Annotated in this window: 17 protein-coding genes; 12 read left to right on the top strand and 5 right to left on the bottom strand. The window is 65.4% G+C overall.

Going from position 1 to position 18,339, the window contains the following annotated elements; translation table 11 throughout:
• The first annotated feature begins 81 nt into the window (after nt 1-81).
• Both ACYVHH_RS02380 and ACYVHH_RS02375 read left to right on the top strand, forming a co-directional pair.
• Nucleotides 82-2,166, top strand: a complete 2,085-nt coding sequence (locus ACYVHH_RS02380) for a molybdopterin-containing oxidoreductase family protein (protein WP_460563418.1) — start codon at nt 82-84, stop codon at nt 2,164-2,166.
• Entirely contained in the window at nt 2,163-3,305 is a 1,143-nt protein-coding gene (locus tag ACYVHH_RS02375) for an aminopeptidase (RefSeq protein ID WP_460563417.1), read from the top strand. The genes ACYVHH_RS02380 and ACYVHH_RS02375 overlap by 4 nt, the downstream gene beginning before the upstream one ends.
• Here the strand turns inward: ACYVHH_RS02375 and ACYVHH_RS02370 are convergent.
• Nucleotides 3,275-3,529 (bottom strand): acyl-CoA-binding protein, encoded by a 255-nt coding sequence (locus tag ACYVHH_RS02370; RefSeq protein WP_460563416.1) that lies wholly within the window; start codon nt 3,527-3,529, stop codon nt 3,275-3,277. The two genes, ACYVHH_RS02375 and ACYVHH_RS02370, sit on opposite strands and share 31 nt — an antisense overlap.
• Before the next feature lie 75 nt (nt 3,530-3,604).
• Between ACYVHH_RS02370 and rfbB the strand changes: the two genes are divergently transcribed.
• The 4 genes from rfbB to rfbC all read left to right on the top strand — a co-directional run bounded on the left by rfbB (nt 3,605) and on the right by rfbC (nt 7,118).
• Nucleotides 3,605-4,675, top strand: coding sequence for a dTDP-glucose 4,6-dehydratase (gene rfbB, locus ACYVHH_RS02365; RefSeq protein ID WP_460563414.1), 1,071 nt, complete (start codon nt 3,605-3,607; stop codon nt 4,673-4,675).
• Nucleotides 4,676-4,743: 68 nt separating this feature from the next.
• A complete protein-coding gene (gene rfbD, locus ACYVHH_RS02360) occupies nt 4,744-5,658 on the top strand; it encodes a dTDP-4-dehydrorhamnose reductase (protein ID WP_460563413.1) in 915 nt (304 codons plus the stop codon).
• A 21-nt stretch (nt 5,659-5,679) separates the two neighbouring features.
• A complete protein-coding gene (gene rfbA, locus ACYVHH_RS02355; protein WP_460563412.1) occupies nt 5,680-6,552 on the top strand; it encodes a glucose-1-phosphate thymidylyltransferase RfbA in 873 nt (290 codons plus the stop codon).
• 14 nt (nt 6,553-6,566) lie between these two features.
• On the top strand, nt 6,567-7,118 hold the full coding sequence (rfbC, locus tag ACYVHH_RS02350; RefSeq protein ID WP_460563411.1) for a dTDP-4-dehydrorhamnose 3,5-epimerase: 552 nt from the start codon (nt 6,567-6,569) through the stop codon (nt 7,116-7,118).
• A 20-nt stretch (nt 7,119-7,138) separates the two neighbouring features.
• On the opposite strand, the gene ACYVHH_RS02345 is transcribed toward rfbC, so the two are convergent.
• Nucleotides 7,139-8,173 carry an adenosine kinase gene (locus ACYVHH_RS02345; protein WP_460563410.1) on the bottom strand — a complete coding sequence of 345 codons (1,035 nt, stop codon included), beginning with the start codon at nt 8,171-8,173 and terminating at the stop codon, nt 7,139-7,141.
• Nucleotides 8,174-8,189: 16 nt separating this feature from the next.
• A complete protein-coding gene (gene metK, locus ACYVHH_RS02340) occupies nt 8,190-9,371 on the bottom strand; it encodes a methionine adenosyltransferase (RefSeq protein WP_460563409.1) in 1,182 nt (393 codons plus the stop codon).
• Between the two features lie 158 nt (nt 9,372-9,529).
• On the opposite strand from metK, the gene ACYVHH_RS02335 reads away from it, so the two are divergent.
• Both ACYVHH_RS02335 and ACYVHH_RS02330 read left to right on the top strand, forming a co-directional pair.
• On the top strand, nt 9,530-10,396 hold the full coding sequence (locus ACYVHH_RS02335; RefSeq protein ID WP_460563408.1) for a lysophospholipid acyltransferase family protein: 867 nt from the start codon (nt 9,530-9,532) through the stop codon (nt 10,394-10,396).
• Nucleotides 10,393-11,301: an LpxL/LpxP family acyltransferase gene (locus ACYVHH_RS02330; protein ID WP_460563407.1), complete on the top strand. Its 909-nt coding sequence runs from the start codon at nt 10,393-10,395 to the stop codon at nt 11,299-11,301. The genes ACYVHH_RS02335 and ACYVHH_RS02330 overlap by 4 nt, the downstream gene beginning before the upstream one ends.
• On the opposite strand, the gene ACYVHH_RS02325 is transcribed toward ACYVHH_RS02330, so the two are convergent.
• Together ACYVHH_RS02325 and yihA are read right to left on the bottom strand one after the other, a co-directional pair.
• On the bottom strand, nt 11,298-12,215 hold the full coding sequence (locus ACYVHH_RS02325; RefSeq protein ID WP_460563406.1) for an alpha/beta fold hydrolase: 918 nt from the start codon (nt 12,213-12,215) through the stop codon (nt 11,298-11,300). The genes ACYVHH_RS02330 and ACYVHH_RS02325 overlap by 4 nt on opposite strands.
• A 1-nt stretch (nt 12,216) precedes the next feature.
• Nucleotides 12,217-12,951: a ribosome biogenesis GTP-binding protein YihA/YsxC gene (gene yihA, locus ACYVHH_RS02320; protein ID WP_460563405.1), complete on the bottom strand. Its 735-nt coding sequence runs from the start codon at nt 12,949-12,951 to the stop codon at nt 12,217-12,219.
• Between the two features lie 104 nt (nt 12,952-13,055).
• Between yihA and ACYVHH_RS02315 the strand changes: the two genes are divergently transcribed.
• The 4 genes from ACYVHH_RS02315 to msrP all read left to right on the top strand — a co-directional run bounded on the left by ACYVHH_RS02315 (nt 13,056) and on the right by msrP (nt 18,334).
• Complete coding sequence (locus tag ACYVHH_RS02315; RefSeq protein ID WP_460563404.1) at nt 13,056-13,670, top strand: c-type cytochrome; 615 nt, start codon at nt 13,056-13,058, stop codon at nt 13,668-13,670.
• Between the two features lie 196 nt (nt 13,671-13,866).
• Nucleotides 13,867-16,017, top strand: coding sequence for a cytochrome c biogenesis protein ResB (locus tag ACYVHH_RS02310; protein ID WP_460563403.1), 2,151 nt, complete (start codon nt 13,867-13,869; stop codon nt 16,015-16,017).
• Nucleotides 16,014-17,375 carry a c-type cytochrome biogenesis protein CcsB gene (ccsB, locus tag ACYVHH_RS02305; RefSeq protein WP_460563402.1) on the top strand — a complete coding sequence of 454 codons (1,362 nt, stop codon included), beginning with the start codon at nt 16,014-16,016 and terminating at the stop codon, nt 17,373-17,375. Before ACYVHH_RS02310 ends, ccsB begins: the two co-directional genes overlap by 4 nt.
• The gene (msrP, locus tag ACYVHH_RS02300) at nt 17,375-18,334 is read left to right on the top strand and encodes a protein-methionine-sulfoxide reductase catalytic subunit MsrP (RefSeq protein WP_460563401.1); all 960 of its coding nucleotides are present in this window, start codon (nt 17,375-17,377) and stop codon (nt 18,332-18,334) included. The genes ccsB and msrP overlap by 1 nt, the downstream gene beginning before the upstream one ends.
• Nucleotides 18,335-18,339 lie beyond the last annotated feature (5 nt).

Below are 18,339 nucleotides of genomic sequence, written 5' to 3'. Positions count from 1 at the left end.
TGCTCTGCGCTTGACCGCCCATGGTACCCAAATTGACCACGGACCGCACCCCGTTCCAGTCAGATGCTTCACAATTTGGGGATGAATTCTGCGGTCTCCCCTTCCGTTTCCCCTTCGCTCAAGCAGGTCGTTGGCGCCTGCCCGCACGACTGCCCGGACACCTGCTCGCTGGTCACCACCGTGGCCGACGGCGTGGCCATCCGCGTACAGGGCAATCCCGCACATCCGCAGACCGGGGGCGTGCTGTGCGCCAAGGTCTCTCGCTACCACGAGCGCACCCACCACCCCGACCGCCTGTTGCACCCCCTCAAACGGGTGGGGCCCAAGGGCAGCGGGCAGTTCATTCGCGTCAGCTGGGACGAGGCGCTGGACGACATCGCCACTCGCCTCCAGGCCATCGCAGCGCGTGACCCACAGGCCATCCTGCCCTACAGCTACGCGGGCACCATGGGGCTGGTGCAGGGCGAGAGCATCGCCGCACGCTTCTTCCACCGCCTGGGGGCCTCCTTGCTGGATCGCACCATATGCGCGTCGGCCGGTGCGGCGGGCCTGGAGTACACGCTGGGCACCAAGCAGGGCATGCGGGTGGAGCGCTTTGCCGAGTCGCGGCTGATCCTGGTCTGGGGCAGCAACTCCATCGGCAGCAACCTGCATTTCTGGCGCTACGCGCAGGAAGCGAAGCGCCGGGGCGCGCGGCTGGTCTGCATCGACCCGCGCCGCACCGAAACCGCCGACAAATGCCACGACCACCTGGCCATCCTGCCGGGCACGGACGCGGCCCTGGCCTATGCGCTGATGCACGAGCTGATCCGCCACGACTGGCTGGACCACGATTACATCGCCCGCCACACGCTGGGGTGGGCGCAGCTGCGCGAACGCGCCCTTGAATGGACACCCGCCCGTGCGGCGGCCGTCTGCGGTATCGAGGCCGCGCAGATCGAGGCCTTGGCGCGCGACATGGGCGAGTGCTTCCAGCGGCGGGAGCCGGTGGCCATCCGGCTCAACTACGGCATGCAGCGCGTGCGGGGCGGCGGCAACGCGGTGCGAGCGGTAGCTTGCCTGCCTGCGCTCATCGGCGCGTGGCGGCATCCTGCTGGTGGGTTGTTGCTCAGCAGTTCCGGCAGTTTTCCGGTGCAACGCGCCGCGCTGCAGCGACCCGACCTTATGGCTGCTTCCGGCGTGGAGCGGCCGCGCACCGTGAACATGAGCACCATCGGCGACGACCTGCTGCGCCCGGCATCCCCCGCCTGGGGGCCGCGCATCGAGGCGCTCGTCGTCTACAACAGCAACCCCGTGGCGGTGGCGCCCGACTCGCGCCAGGTGGTGGCCGGCTTCGCGCGCGATGACCTGTTCACCGTGGTGCTGGAGCACTTCCAGACCGACACGGCAGACTACGCCGACTATGTGCTGCCAGCCACCACCCAGCTGGAGCACTGGGACGTGCATTCCAGCTACGGCCACACCGATGTCCTGCTCAACCGCCCGGCGATCGCCCCGCAGGGTGAGGCGCGGCCCAACACCCAATTCTTCCGGGAACTGGCCGCGCGCATGGGTTTTGACGACCCGTGCTTCCAGGACGACGATCTCGCGCTCTGCCGACAGGCCTACGGCGACAAGGTGGATTTCGATGTGTTGCTGGCGCAGGGCTTTGCGACACTGCCTTTGCCGGAGGCGCCATTCGCCGGTGGGGGCTTCCCCACGCCTTCGGGCAAATGCGAGTTCTTCAGCGATCGGCTCGCTGCGCAGGGCCTGGACGGCCTGCCCGAGGTGTTGCCCAACGCCGAGCCGGTGGGCAGCCGCGCCGACCTGCCCCTGGCCATGATCTCCCCGCCCGCGCGCAATTTCCTCAATTCCACCTTCGTCAACGTGCAGAGCCTGCGAGATGCGGAAGGCGAGCCCGCTCTGGAAATCCACCCCGAGGACGCCGCCGAGCGGGGCATTGACGATGGCAGCGTGGTCCGGGTGTTCAACGACCGCGGCAGTCACACCTGCGTGGCGCGCGTCAGCACCCGCGCGCGCAAGGGCGTGGTCGTGGGGCTGGGCATCTGGTGGCGCAAGTGGGGGCGTGACGGGACCAACGTCAACGAACTCACCAGCCAGCGCCTGACCGACCTGGGGCGCGCGCCCACCTTCTACGACTGTCTGGTCGAGGTGGCCCGGGCATGATCCGCCAGGGCGTTGTGGCGGTGCTGGCGGCCCTCGGACTGGCAGGGTGCGCGCAACACGGCCAGGCGCCAGCCGAAGAATGGGTGCTGGCGCCGGGGTATTACCTCCAGTCCGTGGGCGGACACCTTGGGGTGTTGCGTGCCGCGCGCCCCATCGACGACTGGCTGAGCGATCCCGCCACGCCCGAACCCCTGCGCCGCAAGCTGGCGCTGGCCCAGCGCCTGAGGGCTTTTGCCAGCGACGTGCTGGCTTTGCCTGACAACGCCAGTTACACCCGGTACGCAGACCTCGGGCGCCGTGCCGCGGTCTGGAACGTCGTGGCTGCACCAGGCGACGGCCTGGCATTGCGCGCCTGGTGTTACCCGTTCGCCGGGTGTCAGGGCTACCGGGGTTATTACGACGAGGCGCAGGCACGAGCGTTCGCGCAGACGCTGTCCGCTGAGTTGGACGTGGCGGTGTATCCCGTGCCGGCCTATTCCACGCTAGGGTGGCTCAACTGGGCCGGGGGTGATCCCTTGCTCAGCACTTTCATCGGCTACCCCGAAGGCGAACTCGCTCGCATCGTGTTCCACGAGCTGGCTCACCAGGTCGTCTATGTCCCTCAGGACACGGTGTTCAACGAATCCTTTGCCACGGCGGTAGAGCGCCTGGGGGGTGACCTGTGGCTGCAACAGCATGCCAGCGACGCGGCGCGGGCCGAGTACGCCGTCTTCGACGCGCGGCGCCAGGCTTTCCGAGAGCTCATGCGTCAGACGCGCAAGCGCCTGGAGAACCTGTACGCGTCCGGCGCCAGCGCGCAGGACAAGTCGAGCGGCAAGGCTGAAATACTGGACGCCTTCCGCGCGAGCTACGCCAGGCTCAAGGCCGGGTGGGGCGGCTACGCGGGGTACGACGCCTGGGTGGCGCAGGCGAACAATGCGCTGTTCGCCGTCCAGGCGGCCTACGACGAACAGGTGCCCGCCTTCGTGGCGCTGTTTGAACGTGAAGGGCGGGACTTCAACAGGTTCTTCGAAGCGGTTCGCGCCTTGGCTGGCCAGCCGCATGGCGACCGCCTGGCTGCCTTGCGTGCACTGGTTCCAGCGGTTTCGTCAGGCGCTGGGGCGCCTGCTCATTCCAGCGAGTCGATCAGTTCGATGTAGCGCTGCATGGCGTCGTCGGCGCTGGTGCCCTTGAGGGCGGCCCAGGCGTCCCACTTGGCACGGCCGACCAGGTCGGAAAAACCCGGCTTGGTCTCGGCGTTGTCGCCTTGGGTGGCTTGTTTGTAGAGGGCGTAGATCTTCAGCAGCGTCGCGTTGTCCGGGCGCTGGGTAAGGTCCTTGGTGGCCGCCACAGCGGCTTCGAATGCGGATTTCAGGTCTGACATAGGGCTATTTTCCGGCAATTGGCCAAAGCGGCCTGTCGGATAATCGACAAACTGTCATCAGATTAAGGGTATGGGATGATCCTGGTCACTGGAGGCGCCGGTTTCATAGGCGCGAATTTTGTGCTGGACTGGCTGGCGAGCGGCGATGAGCCGGTCATCAACCTGGACAAGCTCACCTACGCGGGCAACCTGGAGAACCTGGCCAGCTTGCGCGGCGACGCGCGCCACATTTTCGTACAGGGTGACATGGGCGACCGCGCTCTGGTCGAGCGGCTGCTGGCCGAGCACCGCCCGCGTGCCGTCGTCAATTTTGCCGCTGAAAGCCACGTCGACCGCTCCATCCACGGCCCTGAAGACTTCATCCAGACCAACATCGTTGGCACCTTCCGCCTGCTCGAAGCCGTGCGCAGCCACTGGTCGGCCCTGCCCGCTGATGAGAAAGCCGCCTTCCGTTTCCTGCACGTCAGCACTGACGAGGTCTACGGCACGCTGAGCCAGAGTGACGCTCCCTTTGCCGAAACCAACCGCTACGAGCCCAACAGCCCCTACAGCGCCAGCAAGGCCGCCAGCGACCACCTTGTGCGTGCCTGGCACCACACCTACGGGCTGCCGGTGCTCACCACCAATTGCAGCAACAACTACGGCCCCTACCACTTCCCCGAGAAGCTCATCCCGCTCATGATCGTCAACGCCCTGGCGGGCAAGCCCTTGCCGGTGTATGGCGACGGCATGCAGGTGCGCGACTGGCTCTACGTCAAGGACCACTGCAGCGCCATCCGCCGCGTGCTCGAAGCGGGCCACCCCGGCGAGACCTACAACGTGGGCGGCTGGAACGAGAAGCCCAACATCGAGATCGTGCACACCATCTGCGCGTTGCTTGACGAACTCACCCCCAAGGCAGGCGGCGGCAGTTACCGCGAGCAGATCACCTTCGTGGCCGACCGCCCCGGGCACGACCGCCGCTACGCCATCGACGCCCGCAAGATCGAGCGTGAACTGGGCTGGCGGCCTGCCGAGACCTTTGACAGCGGTATCCGCAAGACCGTGGCGTGGTACCTGGCCAACGGCGAGTGGGTGCGGCACGTGCAAAGCGGCGCCTACCGCGAGTGGATAGGCAAGCAGTACGGGGACGCGGGCGCAGCATGAGCATCGCAGGGCCGACCCAAGGTGCGAAGGCCCCCTCGGGGGGCAGCGAACGCAGAGAGCGTGGGGGCGTGACCATCCTTTTGCTGGGCAAGAACGGCCAGGTGGGCTGGGAGCTGCAGCGCAGTCTTGCGCCGCTGGGTGAAGTCATCGCACTTGACCGTCACGGCGCCGCCCACCCGGTTCAGTCCGGCGTGTGGCTTGCAGGCGATCTGGCTGATCCAGCCGGGTTGGCGCGCACCGTCGAGGCCCTGCGCCCCCAGGTCATCGTCAACGCGGCCGCCCACACCGCCGTAGACCGCGCCGAGAGCGAACCCGAACTAGCCCACCTGCTCAACGCCGAGGCGCCCGGTGCACTTGCTCGTGCCGCCCAGGCCGTGGGCGCCTGGCTGGTTCACTACAGCACCGACTATGTTTTCGATGGCAGCGGCCGCCAGCCCTGGCGCGAAGACGATGCCACCGGCCCCATCAACACCTATGGCCGCAGCAAGCTGCAAGGCGAAGACGCTGTGCGGTCCGCCTGCGAGCGGCACCTCGTCCTGCGTACCAGTTGGGTCTACGCGGCTCGCGGTGGCAACTTCGCCAAAACCATGCTGCGCCTGGCGCGCGAGCGCGAACGCCTCACCGTCATCGATGACCAGTTTGGCGCGCCCACGGGTGCGGAGCTCATCGCAGACGTCACCGCCCATGCCATCCGCCACGTGCTGCGCACGGGCGCGGGGCAGGGCATCTACCACCTTGCCGCCGCGGGTGAAACCACCTGGCACGGCTACGCCAGCCACGTCATCGACACAGCTCGCCGCCTTCAGCCCGATGGTGGCTGGCAGGTGAACGACGTGGCTCATGTGCCCACCAGCGCCTTCCCCACGCCCGCGCGTCGGCCACACAACTCCCGGCTCGACACCCGCCGCCTGCGCGACACCTTCGGCCTGACCTTGCCGCCCTGGCAGCAGGGCGTGGAACGCATGCTTGCCGAAATCCTTTGACACGAACCTGATCCGACCACCATGACCGCACGCAAAGGCATCATCCTCGCCGGGGGCTCCGGCACCCGGCTGCACCCCGCCACGCTGGCCATCAGCAAGCAACTGCTGCCGGTGTACGACAAGCCCATGGTCTACTACCCGCTGAGCACGCTCATGCTCGCGGGCATGCGCGACGTGCTCATCATCAGCACCCCGCAGGACACCCCGCGTTTCCAGCAATTGCTGGGTGACGGCTCCCAGTGGGGCATGAACCTGCAATACGCCGTGCAGCCCAGCCCCGACGGTCTGGCCCAGGCCTTCATCATCGGCGAGCAATTCATTGGCAACGCTCCCAGTGCGCTGGTGCTGGGTGACAACATCTACTACGGCCACGACTTCGAGCCCATGCTGGGCGCGGCGGACGCGCAGGCCCAGGGGGCCACCGTCTTCGCCTACCATGTGCAGGACCCGGAGCGCTACGGCGTGGTCGAGTTCGACGCCACCGGCAAGGCCGTGAGCATCGAAGAAAAGCCCAAGATGCCCAAGTCCAACTACGCCGTCACGGGTCTGTATTTCTACGACCAGCAGGTGGTGGACATCGCCAAGGCGGTCAAGCCCAGCGCACGCGGCGAGCTGGAAATCACCAGCGTCAACCAAGCCTATCTGGAGCGCGGCGAGCTGACGGTGCAGACCATGGGGCGCGGCTACGCCTGGCTCGACACCGGCACGCACGACAGCCTGCTCGATGCGGGTCAGTTCATCGCCACCCTGGAGCGGCGCCAGGGCCTGAAGATCGCCTGCCCCGAGGAAATCGCCTGGCGCAAGGGGTTCATTGGCGACGAACAGCTGGAGCGCCTGGCACAGCCCCTGGCCAAGAACGGCTACGGGCAATACCTGCTGGCCCTGCTGCGTTGATACCCAGAAACACCATGCCCTACACCGTCACCCCTACCGCCATTCCCGACGTCCTGGTGCTCGAACCCCGGGTCTTCGGCGACGCACGCGGCTTCTTCTTCGAGAGCTTCAACCAGCGCGACTTCATGCAGACCACGGGCCTGGATGTCACCTTCGTGCAGGACAACCACAGCAAGTCCGCGCAGGGCGTGTTGCGCGGGCTGCACTACCAGGTCCAACACGCCCAGGGCAAGCTGGTGCGCGTGGTGCAGGGCGAGGTGTTCGACGTGGCGGTGGACCTGCGGCGCAGTTCACCCACCTTCGGGCGCTGGGTGGGCGAGCGGCTCAGTGCTGACAACAAGAAGCAGATGTGGGTGCCGCCGGGCTTCGCACACGGCTTCGTGGTGTTGAGCGAAACGGCCGAGTTCCTGTACAAGACCACAGACTACTGGTACCCCGAGCACGAGCGCAGCCTGTTGTGGAACGACCCGGCACTGGGCATAGACTGGCAAGTCGCGGCCACGCCGCTGCTGGCGGGCAAGGATGCTGCTGCACCAGTGTTGGCGCAGGCCGAGACTTATCCCTGATTTCCTGCCGTTCGCGGAAATCAGGCTGTTGCCGTCTCCCGCAGCCATGCGCTGCGCAGCGCATGCAACTGTTCTGTGCGCAACCGTGCACCGGCTTGTGCCACCACCGTGGACGCCGCGGCCGTGGCCAGACGCGCCGCAGGCACAGCGTCGTGCCCGTGCGTGACGGCGTACAGGAAGGCGCCCGCGAACATGTCGCCTGCACCCACGGTGTCCAGCGCGCGAACCTGCGGGGCAGGCACCGCGTCGCGCCTGTCACCTCGAATCACGATGCACCCTTGCGGGCCCCGTGTCATGCACACCGTACCCGCCAGTTTCGACAGCGCGTCCACCACGGCGGCGGTGTCCGTCAGACCGGTCCACGCCTGGGCCTCTTCCTCGTTGCAGAACAGGTAGTCCACACCGTCACCGATCATGGCTTCCAGGCCGGGGCGGCAGAAGGTGATCATGGACACGTCGCTCAGCGTGGTGGCCAGAGCCACGCCCTCCGCCTTGGCAGCGGCCCGGCCCTGCAGGGCAGCGTCCAGGCCACTGGGTGATGCCGACAGATAGCCTTCCATGTAATAGACGCGCGATTTGGCGATGTCCCTGGGGTGCAGAGCGGACGCATCCAGCGTTGCCGTGGCCCCCAGGAAGGTGCACATGCTGCGTTCCGCATCGGGCGTCACGAACACCATGCAGTGCCCGCTTTGCCCAGGTTCCGGGCGGGTGTGGTTCAGGTTGGTGGCCACCCCGTGGTGCTCCAGGTCGCGCTGGTAGAAGTCGCCCAGGTCGTCGTCGGCCACCTTGCACGAGTAGAAGCCATGTCCCCCCAGCTGTGCCAGCGCCACCACGGTGTTGCCTGCCGAGCCGCCACCCACACGCTGGTGTGGATGGTGACCGGGTTGGCCGTCCAGCAGGCGCAGCAGTTCGGTGCGGCGCTCGGCATCGATCAGGGTCATGCGGCCCTTTTCGATGCCCAGCGCCTGCAACTGCTCGTCGCTGACGTGGTGCTCCGTGTCCACCAGCGCATTGCCGATGGCGTACAGGTGGATGTGGGGGTGCGGGTGGATCATCGACGGCCTTCCCGGGTCACTTCAGACCGGCCAGGTCGCGCAGCACGGCCACCTTGTCGGCACGCTCCCAAGTGAATTCGGGCTCGTCGCGACCGAAGTGGCCGTAGGCGGCCGTCTTCGAGTAGATCGGGCGCAGCAGGTCCAGCATCTGGATGATGCCCTTGGGGCGCAGGTCGAACACCTCGCCCACGATCTTGGCGATCTGCTCGTCGGGGATCACGCCCGTGCCTTCGGTGTAGACGGTCACGTTCATCGGGCGCGCCACACCAATGGCGTAGGCCACCTGAATCTGGCACTGCTTGGCCAGGCCTGCGGCCACGATGTTCTTGGCCACGTAGCGGGCAGCGTAAGCGGCCGAGCGGTCCACCTTGGTCGGGTCCTTGCCGCTGAAGGCGCCGCCGCCGTGCGGGCAGGCACCGCCGTAGGTGTCCACAATGATCTTGCGGCCGGTCAGGCCGCAATCGCCTTGCGGGCCACCGATCACGAAACGGCCGGTCGGGTTGATCAGGTACTTGGTGTCCTGCAGCCACTCTTTCGGCAGCACCGGCTTGATGATCTCTTCCACGCAGGCTTCGACGAACTCTGGCTTCATGTGCTTGCCGTCGCTCATCTCGGGGCTGTGCTGGCTGGACAGCACCACGGTGTCGATGCTGTGCGGACGGCCATCCACATAGCGCATGGTGATCTGGCTCTTGGCGTCAGGGCGCAGGAAGGGCAGGCGGCCGTCCTTGCGCAGCTGGGCCTGGCGCTCCACGATGCGGTGCGCGTAGTAAATGGGCGCGGGCATCAGCTCGGGCGTCTCGTCGCAGGCGTAGCCGAACATCAGGCCTTGGTCCCCGGCGCCGGTGTTCAGGTAGTCGTCGCTGGCATGGTCCACGCCCTGGGCGATGTCATTCGATTGCTTGTCGTAAGCGACCAGCACCGCGCAGCCCTTGTAGTCGATGCCGTATTCGGTGTTGTCGTAACCGATGCGCTTGATGGTGTCGCGCGCCACCTGGATGTAGTCCACGTGTGCGTTGGTGGTGATTTCACCCGCCAGCACCACCAGGCCGGTGTTGGTCAGGGTCTCTGCCGCCACGCGGCTGCGCGGGTCCTGCTCGAAGATCGCGTCGAGGATGGCGTCGGAGATCTGGTCTGCCACCTTGTCGGGGTGGCCTTCGGACACGGATTCGGACGTGAAAAGAAAGTCGTTCGCCATTTGAATACACTCCTTGGTCTGATGCTCGGCGGTCGCCGGGCTGGGGAGCTGTGGCGAACGCTTTAGCTGAATTTGTGAATCGCCCGCAAGTTGTTCAGTAACTCGGCGATGTTGGCATTCTAAAACACAGATTACTGGGCCGCTGGCAGCGGCCTGTCATGTCCATGTTCCTGGTATTCCGTTTCTTTGCGCGCTGGCCTTTGCCGCTGCTGCACCTGTTGGGGGCGGCTGGCGGCTGGCTGGCCTGGCTGGTGTCCCCTGCCTACCGGCGCCGCTGGTGGGAGAACACGCGGCAGGCAGGGGTGCACGGCCGGGCGCGCTGGGCGTCCGTGGCAGCAGCAGGGCAGCAGGTGGCAGAGTTGCCGCGTCTGTGGTTTGGCCGGCCTGTCCAGGTGGGTTGGGAGGGGGCCGCGCACATCCACGCCGCACTGAACCATGGCCACGGCATCCTGTTTCTCACCCCGCACCTGGGTTGCTTCGAAATCACGGCGCAGGCCTACGCGCAGCGTTTTGGCAGCCAGCCGGGACAGGGCGGCAAGCCCATCTCGGTGTTGTTCCGCCCGCCACGGCAGGAAGCGTTGCGCGAGGTGGTGGAGGCAGCCCGGTCGCGGCCGGGGCTGGCCACAGCGCCGACCACGCTGGCGGGCGTGCGTCAGCTCATACAGTCCTTGCGCAATGGAGAGGCAGTCGGCTTGCTGCCTGACCAGGTTCCTCCCGAGGGGCTGGGGGTGTGGGCGCCCTTTTTCGGTAAACCCGCCTACACGATGACGCTGGCGCTGCGGTTCGCACGCACACCGGGCACCGAGGTGATGCTGGCCTGGGGTGAGCGTCTTTCCTGGGGGCGGGGCTACGTCGTGCATGTCCAGCCGCTTTCGCTGATGCTGGACACGCCGCTCGCCGAGGACGCGGGGGCCGCCGCCGCCCAGATCAACCACGCCATGGAACAGGTGATCTTGCGCTGCCCCCAGCAGTACCTTTGGGGTTATGCGCGGTACAAGACCCCGCGCAAAGGAATGCACGGATGAACGATACCGTCGACTCACGCACCTTCTGGCAGCGCTGGGTCAACTCAGCGGGGCTGGGTGTCATGCGCTTCATGGCCCGTTTGCCGTTGCCGGTGGTGCGCGCGCTGGGGTGGGCCTTCGGCAGGGTACTGCACCTGGTGGCGGTGCGGCGCCGGCGCATTGCCCGGATCAATTGGGCGTTGTGCTTCCCCGAGGACAGCGAAGCTCGGCGCAACCATGCCGTGCGCGAGCATTTCGTCCGCTTTGCGCAGGCTTGGCTGGACCGCGGGTGGCTGTGGGAAGGGCGGCCTGACGTGGTTCGCCGTCGGCTGCATCTGGTGGGGGGCGTTGACCAGTTGAGCGATGATTCGCCCCGCGTTATCTTCGCGCCCCATTTCGTGGGCATGGATGCAGGCTGGACGGCCTTGACCGCCCATCTGCCGAGGCGCTTCTGTGGCATTTACGCCGAGCAGCTCAACCCAGATATTGACCGCTGGATGGCCCAGGGGCGCCAGCGCTTTGGTGAGCCTCACATCCTGGCCAAACACCAGGGGGTGAAGCCGATGGTGTCGGCCCTGCGCGCGGGTGAGCCGCTCTATTTGCTGCCCGACATGGACCACGGCATAGGCGACGCCGTATTTGTGCCTTTCTTTGGTGTGCAGGCTGCCACACTCACGTCGCTGCCCCGGTTTGCACGCCTGGGGCGTGCAACCGTGGTCCCCGTCACCAGTCGCATGACCCGTGACGGCTACGAGGTGCGGGTCTGGCCGGCCTGGAAGGGCTACCCTTCCGACGCCCTGGAAGATGACGTGGCCCGTATGAACTGCGAGCTTGAGCGCATGATCCGCGCCATGCCGGAGCAGTATTACTGGGTGCACAAGCGCTTCAAGACCCGTCCGGCCGGGGAGCCGCCGTTTTACGTCTAGTGCCCCCGGATGAAACCGTCGAGCAGCGAGGCCACCCGTTCGGGTTGCTCGTGCACGATCCAGTGAGACGCATCGCTCACCCGTTCGATACGCATATCCGGCACAAAACGCTCCAGGCCATCCAGCAGGCCGGGTAGCAGCGCGCGGTCCTTTTCGCCCCAGATGACCAGCGTGGGTACTCCGACGTGCAGTAGCTCGGCGGGCAGCTCCAGGGGATTGGCGGCCGCCTCCGTGTCGGGCGGGCGCAGGGGCGAAGCACGGTAGTAGTTCAGCGCCCCGTTCAGTCCGCGGTTCCAGACGTCGTGGTAGGCCTGGCGCAGCGTTTCTGTCATCCAGCCGCTCCTTTCGCTACCCCAGGTCCCGGAGAAGAACTCCCACAGCCTGCGGAAGTCGTCCTGCCTGAGCAACGCCTCGGCGTCGGGCCGCACGAGGAAGTTCATATAGGCGCTGGCAGCCTGCTGCTCCGGGGAGTGTTGCAGTTCGCGCAGGAAGGTGCCAGGGTGGGGTGAGTTGAGGATGGCCAGACGCTGCAGCAAATGGGGGTGTTGAGCGCCCAGGTTCCAGGCGATGGCGCCGCCCCAGTCGTGCGCCACCAGGCAGGCCAGCCGCCCGGGCGTGGGGCTGGCAGCTGTCTCCAGATCAATCAGGGCCGTCACGTCCTGCACCAGGTGTCTGGCGCGGTAGGCAGATACCTCTGCAGGCGCGCTGGATTGCCCATAGCCCCGCAGGTTGGGTGCCACGCAACGGTACCCTCCGTGGTCTGGATGGGAAAAGTGTTCCAGCAGCCCGTCCCAGACGAACGCCGCCTCGGGAAAACCGTGGAGGAACAACAGCACCGGCCGCCCCGTGTCTCCTGCCATCCGGCAATCCAGTTCAATGCCGTGGGGGAGAGGAACGAGGCGCTGTTCGATCATGTCAGTCGGTGGCTTGAGGGGGTGGTGCGGCAGGGGTATCAGCGTGGGACCAGTGCCACAGCAGCTGAGCCACGTCGTCCAGGCCCTGCCGTTTGAGGGCGGAAAACAGTTTCGCTTCCCCGCCCCCAGCTTGCAGTCGCGCGATGGACAGTGCCTTGTTGGCCTCGGCCCGGGTCAGCTTGTCTGCCTTGGTCAGCAGCACCAGGAAGCGCAGCCCCTGTTCCACCCTGGGGCGTATCACTTCCAGCAACACCTCATCCAGTTCGGTCAGGCCCAGGCGGGGGTCGCACAGCAGTACCACGCCCCGCAGGTTGGGGCGGGTCAGCAGGTAGTTCGCCATCACGCGCTGCCAGCGCAGCTTGGCTTCCCTGGGAACTGCGGCGTAGCCATAGCCCGGCAGGTCTGCCAGCACGGCGTCCACAGCCCCTTGTTTGCCCAGGGCGAAAAGGTTGATGCTCTGGGTGCGCCCGGGTGTCTTGGACGCGAAGGCCAGGCGCTTTTGCTGCGTCAGCGTGTTGATGCTGGTGGACTTGCCCGCGTTCGAGCGGCCCACGAACGCGATCTCGGGAACGTCCAGCGGCGGCAGGTGTTCCAGCTGGGGCGCGGTGGTCAGGAAACGCGCCGTGTGCAGCCACGCGTGTGCCGTCTTTGGGTCGATGGGGGCTTGCGTTGGGCGTGGCGGCGCACCAGCGGACGCCGGGTTGGAGGGGGGGGAGAGGGCGTCGTCTTGGCTCATGTGCGGAATTGGGTTCACGGGCCATTGTAAAATCAACGCGTTTTGCGCCTTGCCACCCCGGCGAGGCGTGACTTCGTAGCAACCCGACGTCACCTGCCCACGAAATGAAACTGATCCCCTCCCTCATCGGCGCCACACTTCTGGCAACCCTGTCCTTGTCCGTCCAGGCGCAGGCCGCCAAACCCGATCTGAGCAAGGGGGCCGCCCTCTACGGTCAGGTATGCGTGGCCTGCCATGCCGCCGACGGCAACTCCACCATTCCCGCTAACCCCAAGCTGGCGCAGCAGCATCCCGAGTACCTCGTGAAACAGTTGCAAGAGTTCAAGTCTGGCAAGCGGGCCAACGCCGTGATGTCCGGCTTTGCCGCGAGCATGTCCGAGGAAGACATGCGCAACGTTTCTTATTGGCTCGCTTCCCAGCCCGCGAAGACCGGCTTTGCGCGCGACAAGGACCTGGTTGCTTTGGGTGAGCGCATCTACCGCGGCGGTATCGCAGACCGCCAGATTGCGGCCTGCGCCGGCTGCCACGCGCCCAACGGTGCTGGCATTCCCGCTCAGTACCCCCGTCTGTCCGGCCAGCACAGCGACTACACCATCGCCCAGATGAACGCCTTCCGCTCTGGCGGCCGCAAGAACAGCGCCCCGATGGGGCAGATCGCCGCTCACATGACCGACAAGGAAATCGCGGCGGTGGCGGACTACATCGCCGGTTTGCGCTGATCTCCCGCCCGATCCCCCGCTGTCGAAAAAGACCCAGGGCAGATCGGGGGTTTCGTTTCCAATATAAGTCGGCGTTAATATTTCGGCGCGAGAATGCCAAGTTCAACAAATGCATTGAACCGGCGGCCGAAAAACTCCTCTTAGCCAAGGCAGGCCCCGTTTCAAGGCCTGCCTTTTTTCTGGGTACTGTTTCTCCATGAGTGTTTCCACCGCAGGTTTCGAGATCAAAGGCGGCTCACGCTATTTCCGCGACGCGGTGGAGTTGCTGTCGTCGATGCGTTTCGCCATATCACTGCTGACGGTGATCTGCATCGCGTCGGTGATTGGCACGGTGCTCAAGCAGCACGAGCCCATCAACAACTACATCAACCAGTTCGGCCCCTTCTGGGCTGAAGTGTTTGGCGCCATCGACCTTTACTCGGTCTACAGCGCATGGTGGTTCCTGCTGATCCTGGCCTTCCTGGTGATCAGCACGTCGCTGTGCATCGTCCGCAACACACCCAAGATCTTTCACGACCTGAAGCTCTTCAAGGAAAACATCCGCGAGCAAAGCCTCAAGGCGTTTCCTCACCGAGCCGAGGCGGACCTGAGCGAAGGCGGTGAGCCAGCTGCACGGCGCATGGGGCAGGCACTGCTGGCTGCAGGCTGGAAGGTACGCCTGCAGCAGCGGGAGACCTCCGCGGGCCCCGGCTGGATGGTGGCCGCCAAGGCCGGTGCCGCCAACAAGCTGGGTTACCTTGCCGCCCACAGCGCGATTGTGCTGATCTGCATCGGCGGGCTGTTCGATGGCGACCTCGTCGTTCGGGCACAGATGTGGTTCAACGACAAGACGCCTTTCACTGGCGGCGGGCTGATTGCCGATGTCTCGCCGCAGCACCGGCTGACCGACCGCAACCCGACCTTTCGGGGCAACCTGCTCGTTACCGAGGGCACACGGGCCGGTACGGCCATATTGGCTCAGCCGCAAGGGGTCATCCTCCAGGAGCTGCCGTTTGACGTCGAGCTCAAAAAGTTCGTGGTCGAGTATTACTCCACCGGCATGCCCAAGCTGTTTGCCAGCGACATCGTGATCCACGACAGGTACACCGGTGAATCCCGTGAGGCCCGTGTCGAGGTGAACCATCCGGTGAGCTACCGCGGCATCGAGATCTACCAGTCGAGTTTTGACGACGGCGGCTCGCTGCTCAAGCTCAATGCCGTCCCCATGGGCGGCGCGGCAAAGTCTTTCTCCGTTGAGGGGCGTGTCGGCGAGTCGGTGGCACTCACCAACGGCGACGACCGGATGACCCTGGAATTCACAGGCCTGCGTGTGATCAACGTCGAGAACTTCCGCGACGCGGGGAACAGCAGCGCGGATGTGCGCAAGGTGGACCTGCGCGGGGCGATTGAAAGCCGGCTCGGGTCTGCCCACAAGACCGTGACCGAAAAGGAGCTGCGCAACGTCGGTCCCAGCGTCACCTACAAACTGCGTGACGACGCAGGGCAGGCGCGTGAGTTCCACAACTACATGCTGCCCATCGACATCGACGGCTCCCGCGTGTTCGTGATGGGGGTGCGCGACACCCCGGCAGAACCGTTCCGTTACCTGCGCGTGCCTGTGGACGAGAACGACACCATGGACGGTTTTGTCCGGTTGCGTGAGGCGCTGGCAGACCGTGCCATGCGGGAAGAGGCCGTGCGCCGCTACGTGAAGATGGCCGCTGAAGGACAGAGCGCGGAGGTTGCCCAGGCCTTGGCCATGTCCGCGCAACGTGCCGTCGATCTTTTCGCTGGTGCCGATCCTTCCATCGACACCCTTCCGCGTTCTGGTGCCGTGCGCCTTGGCGGGCTGCAGGCCGTCTCTGCCTTCATGGAAGTGAACGTGCCCGAAGGCGAGCGCGAGCGTGCTGGCGATGTGTTACTGCGCATCCTCAACGGTTCGCTTTTCGAGCTGTACCAGCTCAGCCGCGAAAGGGCGGGTCTTCCCCGGGCAGAAGCCGGGGAGCAAAGCGCTGCTTTCATGACGCAGTCCGTCCTCAGCCTGAGCGACGCTTTCTTCTACCCGGCGCCCATCGCCTTCCAGCTGGCGGATTTCCAGCAGGTCCAGGCGAGTGTCTTCCAGGTTGCCCGGGCGCCAGGCAAAACCATTGTGTACATCGGTTGTCTCTTGCTCATCGTCGGTGTTTTTGCCATGCTCTACGTGCGTGAACGGCGGCTGTGGGTTTGGTTGGCCCCGCGTGGTGACGGCACCGGTCAGGTCCATGTGACGATGGCCCTGTCCTCGAACCGCAAGCTGATGGACAACGACCGTGAATTCCAGGCACTCAAGAGCCGTTTGCTACAGACTTCCAAAGAGGTGGCCCCATGAACGCAGCAACACAGACCTTTGATCTGAAAAAGGACACCACACCCGATGGCTTGAACAAGGGCTACTTTGCCAGACGCGATATCTGGGACTGGCTCTACGCGGCACTGGTGGTGGCCGGGGGGGCCTATGCCTTGTTCCTGTACGGCAATTTCATGGATGGCTATGAGAAGGCGATTCTGATCGGCACCGTCCCCTGTCTCGTGGCATTGGCCTGGTTCTGGCGCCCCGTGCGCTTGCTCACCGTCGTCGTCGCGGCGCTGTCCCTGCTGGCGATATGGCTCTATCACGTCGATGGAGTGCCTCAGCTCGCCAGGGCGGACCAGGCCTTCATGTTGAAGTACTTCATTTCGAGCCAGTCCGCCATCCTCTGGATGAGCATGCTGTTCTTCATGAGCACCGCCTTCTTCTGGGCGGGCATCTTTTCCCGCGCCGCGGGTGACGTGTTCGAAAAGCTGGGCTCCCGTCTGGCCTGGGTGGCCGTGACGCTGGCGCTCGTGGGCTCCTTGGTGCGCTGGTACGAGAGCTACCTCATCGGCCCGGACGTCGGGCACATCCCCGTCAGCAACCTCTACGAAGTGTTCGTGTTGTTCTCGTGGCTCACGGCTGCGTATTACCTGTACTACGAAGACCGTTACCAGACGCGTCGCATGGGCGCTTTCGTGATGCTGGTCGTCAGCGCCGCAGTGGGCTTCCTGCTCTGGTACACGGTGGTGCGCGAGGCGCACGAGATCCAGCCCCTGGTGCCAGCGCTGCAGAGCTGGTGGATGAAGCTGCACGTGCCCGCCAACTTCATCGGCTACGGCACGTTTGCCATTGCCGCCATGCTCGCGTTTGCCTACCTGATCAAACAAAGCGCTGGCGAGACCCGTTGGTGGAAGCTTGCGCCACTTTGGCTCCTCGGGGTGGTTCTCTGCTTCGAGCCGCTGGTGTTCCGACGTGGTGCCACTGAGTCCGGGGGCAGCTACTGGTTCATTTACTTCGGTCTGTCGGCCCTGATCGTGGGCGGCATCCTGGCGGCGCGCCGCCGCATTGCCGAACGGTTGCCCAGCCTGGAGGTGATGGATGACGTCATGTACAAGGCCATTGCCGTGGGCTTTGCGTTCTTCACCATCGCCACTGTTCTGGGGGCCCTCTGGGCTGCCGAGGCCTGGGGCGGATACTGGAGCTGGGACCCCAAGGAAACCTGGGCGCTCATCGTCTGGCTCAACTATGCCGCCTGGTTGCACATGCGGTTGATGAAGGGGCTGCGCGGCACGGTCGCCGCCTGGTGGGCCCTGGTAGGCCTGGCGGTCACCACTTTTGCCTTCCTTGGTGTCAACATGTTCCTCAGCGGCTTGCACAGTTACGGAGAACTCTGATGACCATTCAGCCCAGTGAGATCACGCCGCGCGAGGTCTACCTGCGGCGAAGAGAGTGGTTGCTTGGCGTTGCGGCAGGAGCGGCCGTGGCGCCATGGACAGCGCAGCACGCCGCAGCCGCCGAACCCGCCCGGCCCGGCAAGCTGGCCGCGCTGGCGGCACGGCCTTCAGAGTTGCGTGGCGCGCGCACCATCGAGAAGCTCACCCCCTACCAGGACGCGAGCGGCTACAACAACTTCTACGAGTTCGGTCTCGACAAGGGCGATCCCGCGCGCCATGCCGGGAAGATGAAGACCCGGCCGTGGACCGTCGAGGTCGATGGCCTGGTCAACAAGCCTCGCACATTCGGTATCGAAGATCTCCTCAAGCTCAGCTCCATGGAGGAGCGCATCTACAGGCTGCGCTGCGTCGAGGGGTGGTCCATGGTGATTCCGTGGATTGGCTACTCCCTGTCTGCGCTGATCAACCAGGTCGAGCCCCAGGGCAGCGCGAAGTACGTCGAGTTTCACACCCTGGCGGACAAGGACACCATGCCCGGGGTGCGTTCCAGCGTCCTGACCTGGCCTTACGTCGAGGGCCTGCGGCTGGACGAAGCCCGCAACCCCTTGGCCATGCTTGTGTTTGGCATGTATGGCGAAGTCTTGCCCAACCAGAACGGGGCGCCCGTGCGTCTGGCGGTGCCCTGGAAGTATGGCTTCAAGAGCGGCAAGTCGATCGTCAGAATCCGTTTTGTTGAAAAACAACCTGCTACGGCCTGGAACATGGCGGCGCCGCAAGAATACGGCTTTTATTCCAACGTAAACCCGGATGTTCCCCACCCGCGCTGGAGCCAGGCCACCGAACGGCGGATCGGAGACGGCGGTCTGCTGGCGAGGCGCCTGAAGACCCAGCTCTTCAATGGCTACGAGCAGGAGGTCGGCCAGCTCTACGCCGGCATGGACCTGCGCAAGTTCTACTGATCGTC

The sequence above is a fragment of the Hydrogenophaga aquatica genome (assembly GCF_054780915.1).
The sequence above is the reverse complement of the archived record's forward strand: the minus strand, read 5'-3'. Positions and strand labels throughout refer to the sequence as shown.

Bases quoted from the DNA above. Each gene is read 5' to 3' on its own strand.
- ACYVHH_RS02380 (WP_460563418.1), top strand. From the start codon at position 82: ATGAATTCTGCGGTCTCCCCTTCCGTTTCCCCTTCGCTCAAGCAGGTC.
- ACYVHH_RS02375 (WP_460563417.1), top strand. From the start codon at position 2,163: ATGATCCGCCAGGGCGTTGTGGCGGTGCTGGCGGCCCTCGGACTGGCA.
- ACYVHH_RS02370 (WP_460563416.1), bottom strand. From the start codon at position 3,529: ATGTCAGACCTGAAATCCGCATTCGAAGCCGCTGTGGCGGCCACCAAG.
- rfbB (WP_460563414.1), top strand. From the start codon at position 3,605: ATGATCCTGGTCACTGGAGGCGCCGGTTTCATAGGCGCGAATTTTGTG.
- rfbA (WP_460563412.1), top strand. From the start codon at position 5,680: ATGACCGCACGCAAAGGCATCATCCTCGCCGGGGGCTCCGGCACCCGG.
- rfbC (WP_460563411.1), top strand. From the start codon at position 6,567: ATGCCCTACACCGTCACCCCTACCGCCATTCCCGACGTCCTGGTGCTC.
- ACYVHH_RS02345 (WP_460563410.1), bottom strand. From the start codon at position 8,173: ATGATCCACCCGCACCCCCACATCCACCTGTACGCCATCGGCAATGCG.
- metK (WP_460563409.1), bottom strand. From the start codon at position 9,371: ATGGCGAACGACTTTCTTTTCACGTCCGAATCCGTGTCCGAAGGCCAC.
- ACYVHH_RS02335 (WP_460563408.1), top strand. From the start codon at position 9,530: ATGTCCATGTTCCTGGTATTCCGTTTCTTTGCGCGCTGGCCTTTGCCG.
- ACYVHH_RS02330 (WP_460563407.1), top strand. From the start codon at position 10,393: ATGAACGATACCGTCGACTCACGCACCTTCTGGCAGCGCTGGGTCAAC.
- ACYVHH_RS02325 (WP_460563406.1), bottom strand. From the start codon at position 12,215: ATGATCGAACAGCGCCTCGTTCCTCTCCCCCACGGCATTGAACTGGAT.
- yihA (WP_460563405.1), bottom strand. From the start codon at position 12,951: ATGAGCCAAGACGACGCCCTCTCCCCCCCCTCCAACCCGGCGTCCGCT.
- ACYVHH_RS02315 (WP_460563404.1), top strand. From the start codon at position 13,056: ATGAAACTGATCCCCTCCCTCATCGGCGCCACACTTCTGGCAACCCTG.
- ACYVHH_RS02310 (WP_460563403.1), top strand. From the start codon at position 13,867: ATGAGTGTTTCCACCGCAGGTTTCGAGATCAAAGGCGGCTCACGCTAT.
- ccsB (WP_460563402.1), top strand. From the start codon at position 16,014: ATGAACGCAGCAACACAGACCTTTGATCTGAAAAAGGACACCACACCC.
- msrP (WP_460563401.1), top strand. From the start codon at position 17,375: ATGACCATTCAGCCCAGTGAGATCACGCCGCGCGAGGTCTACCTGCGG.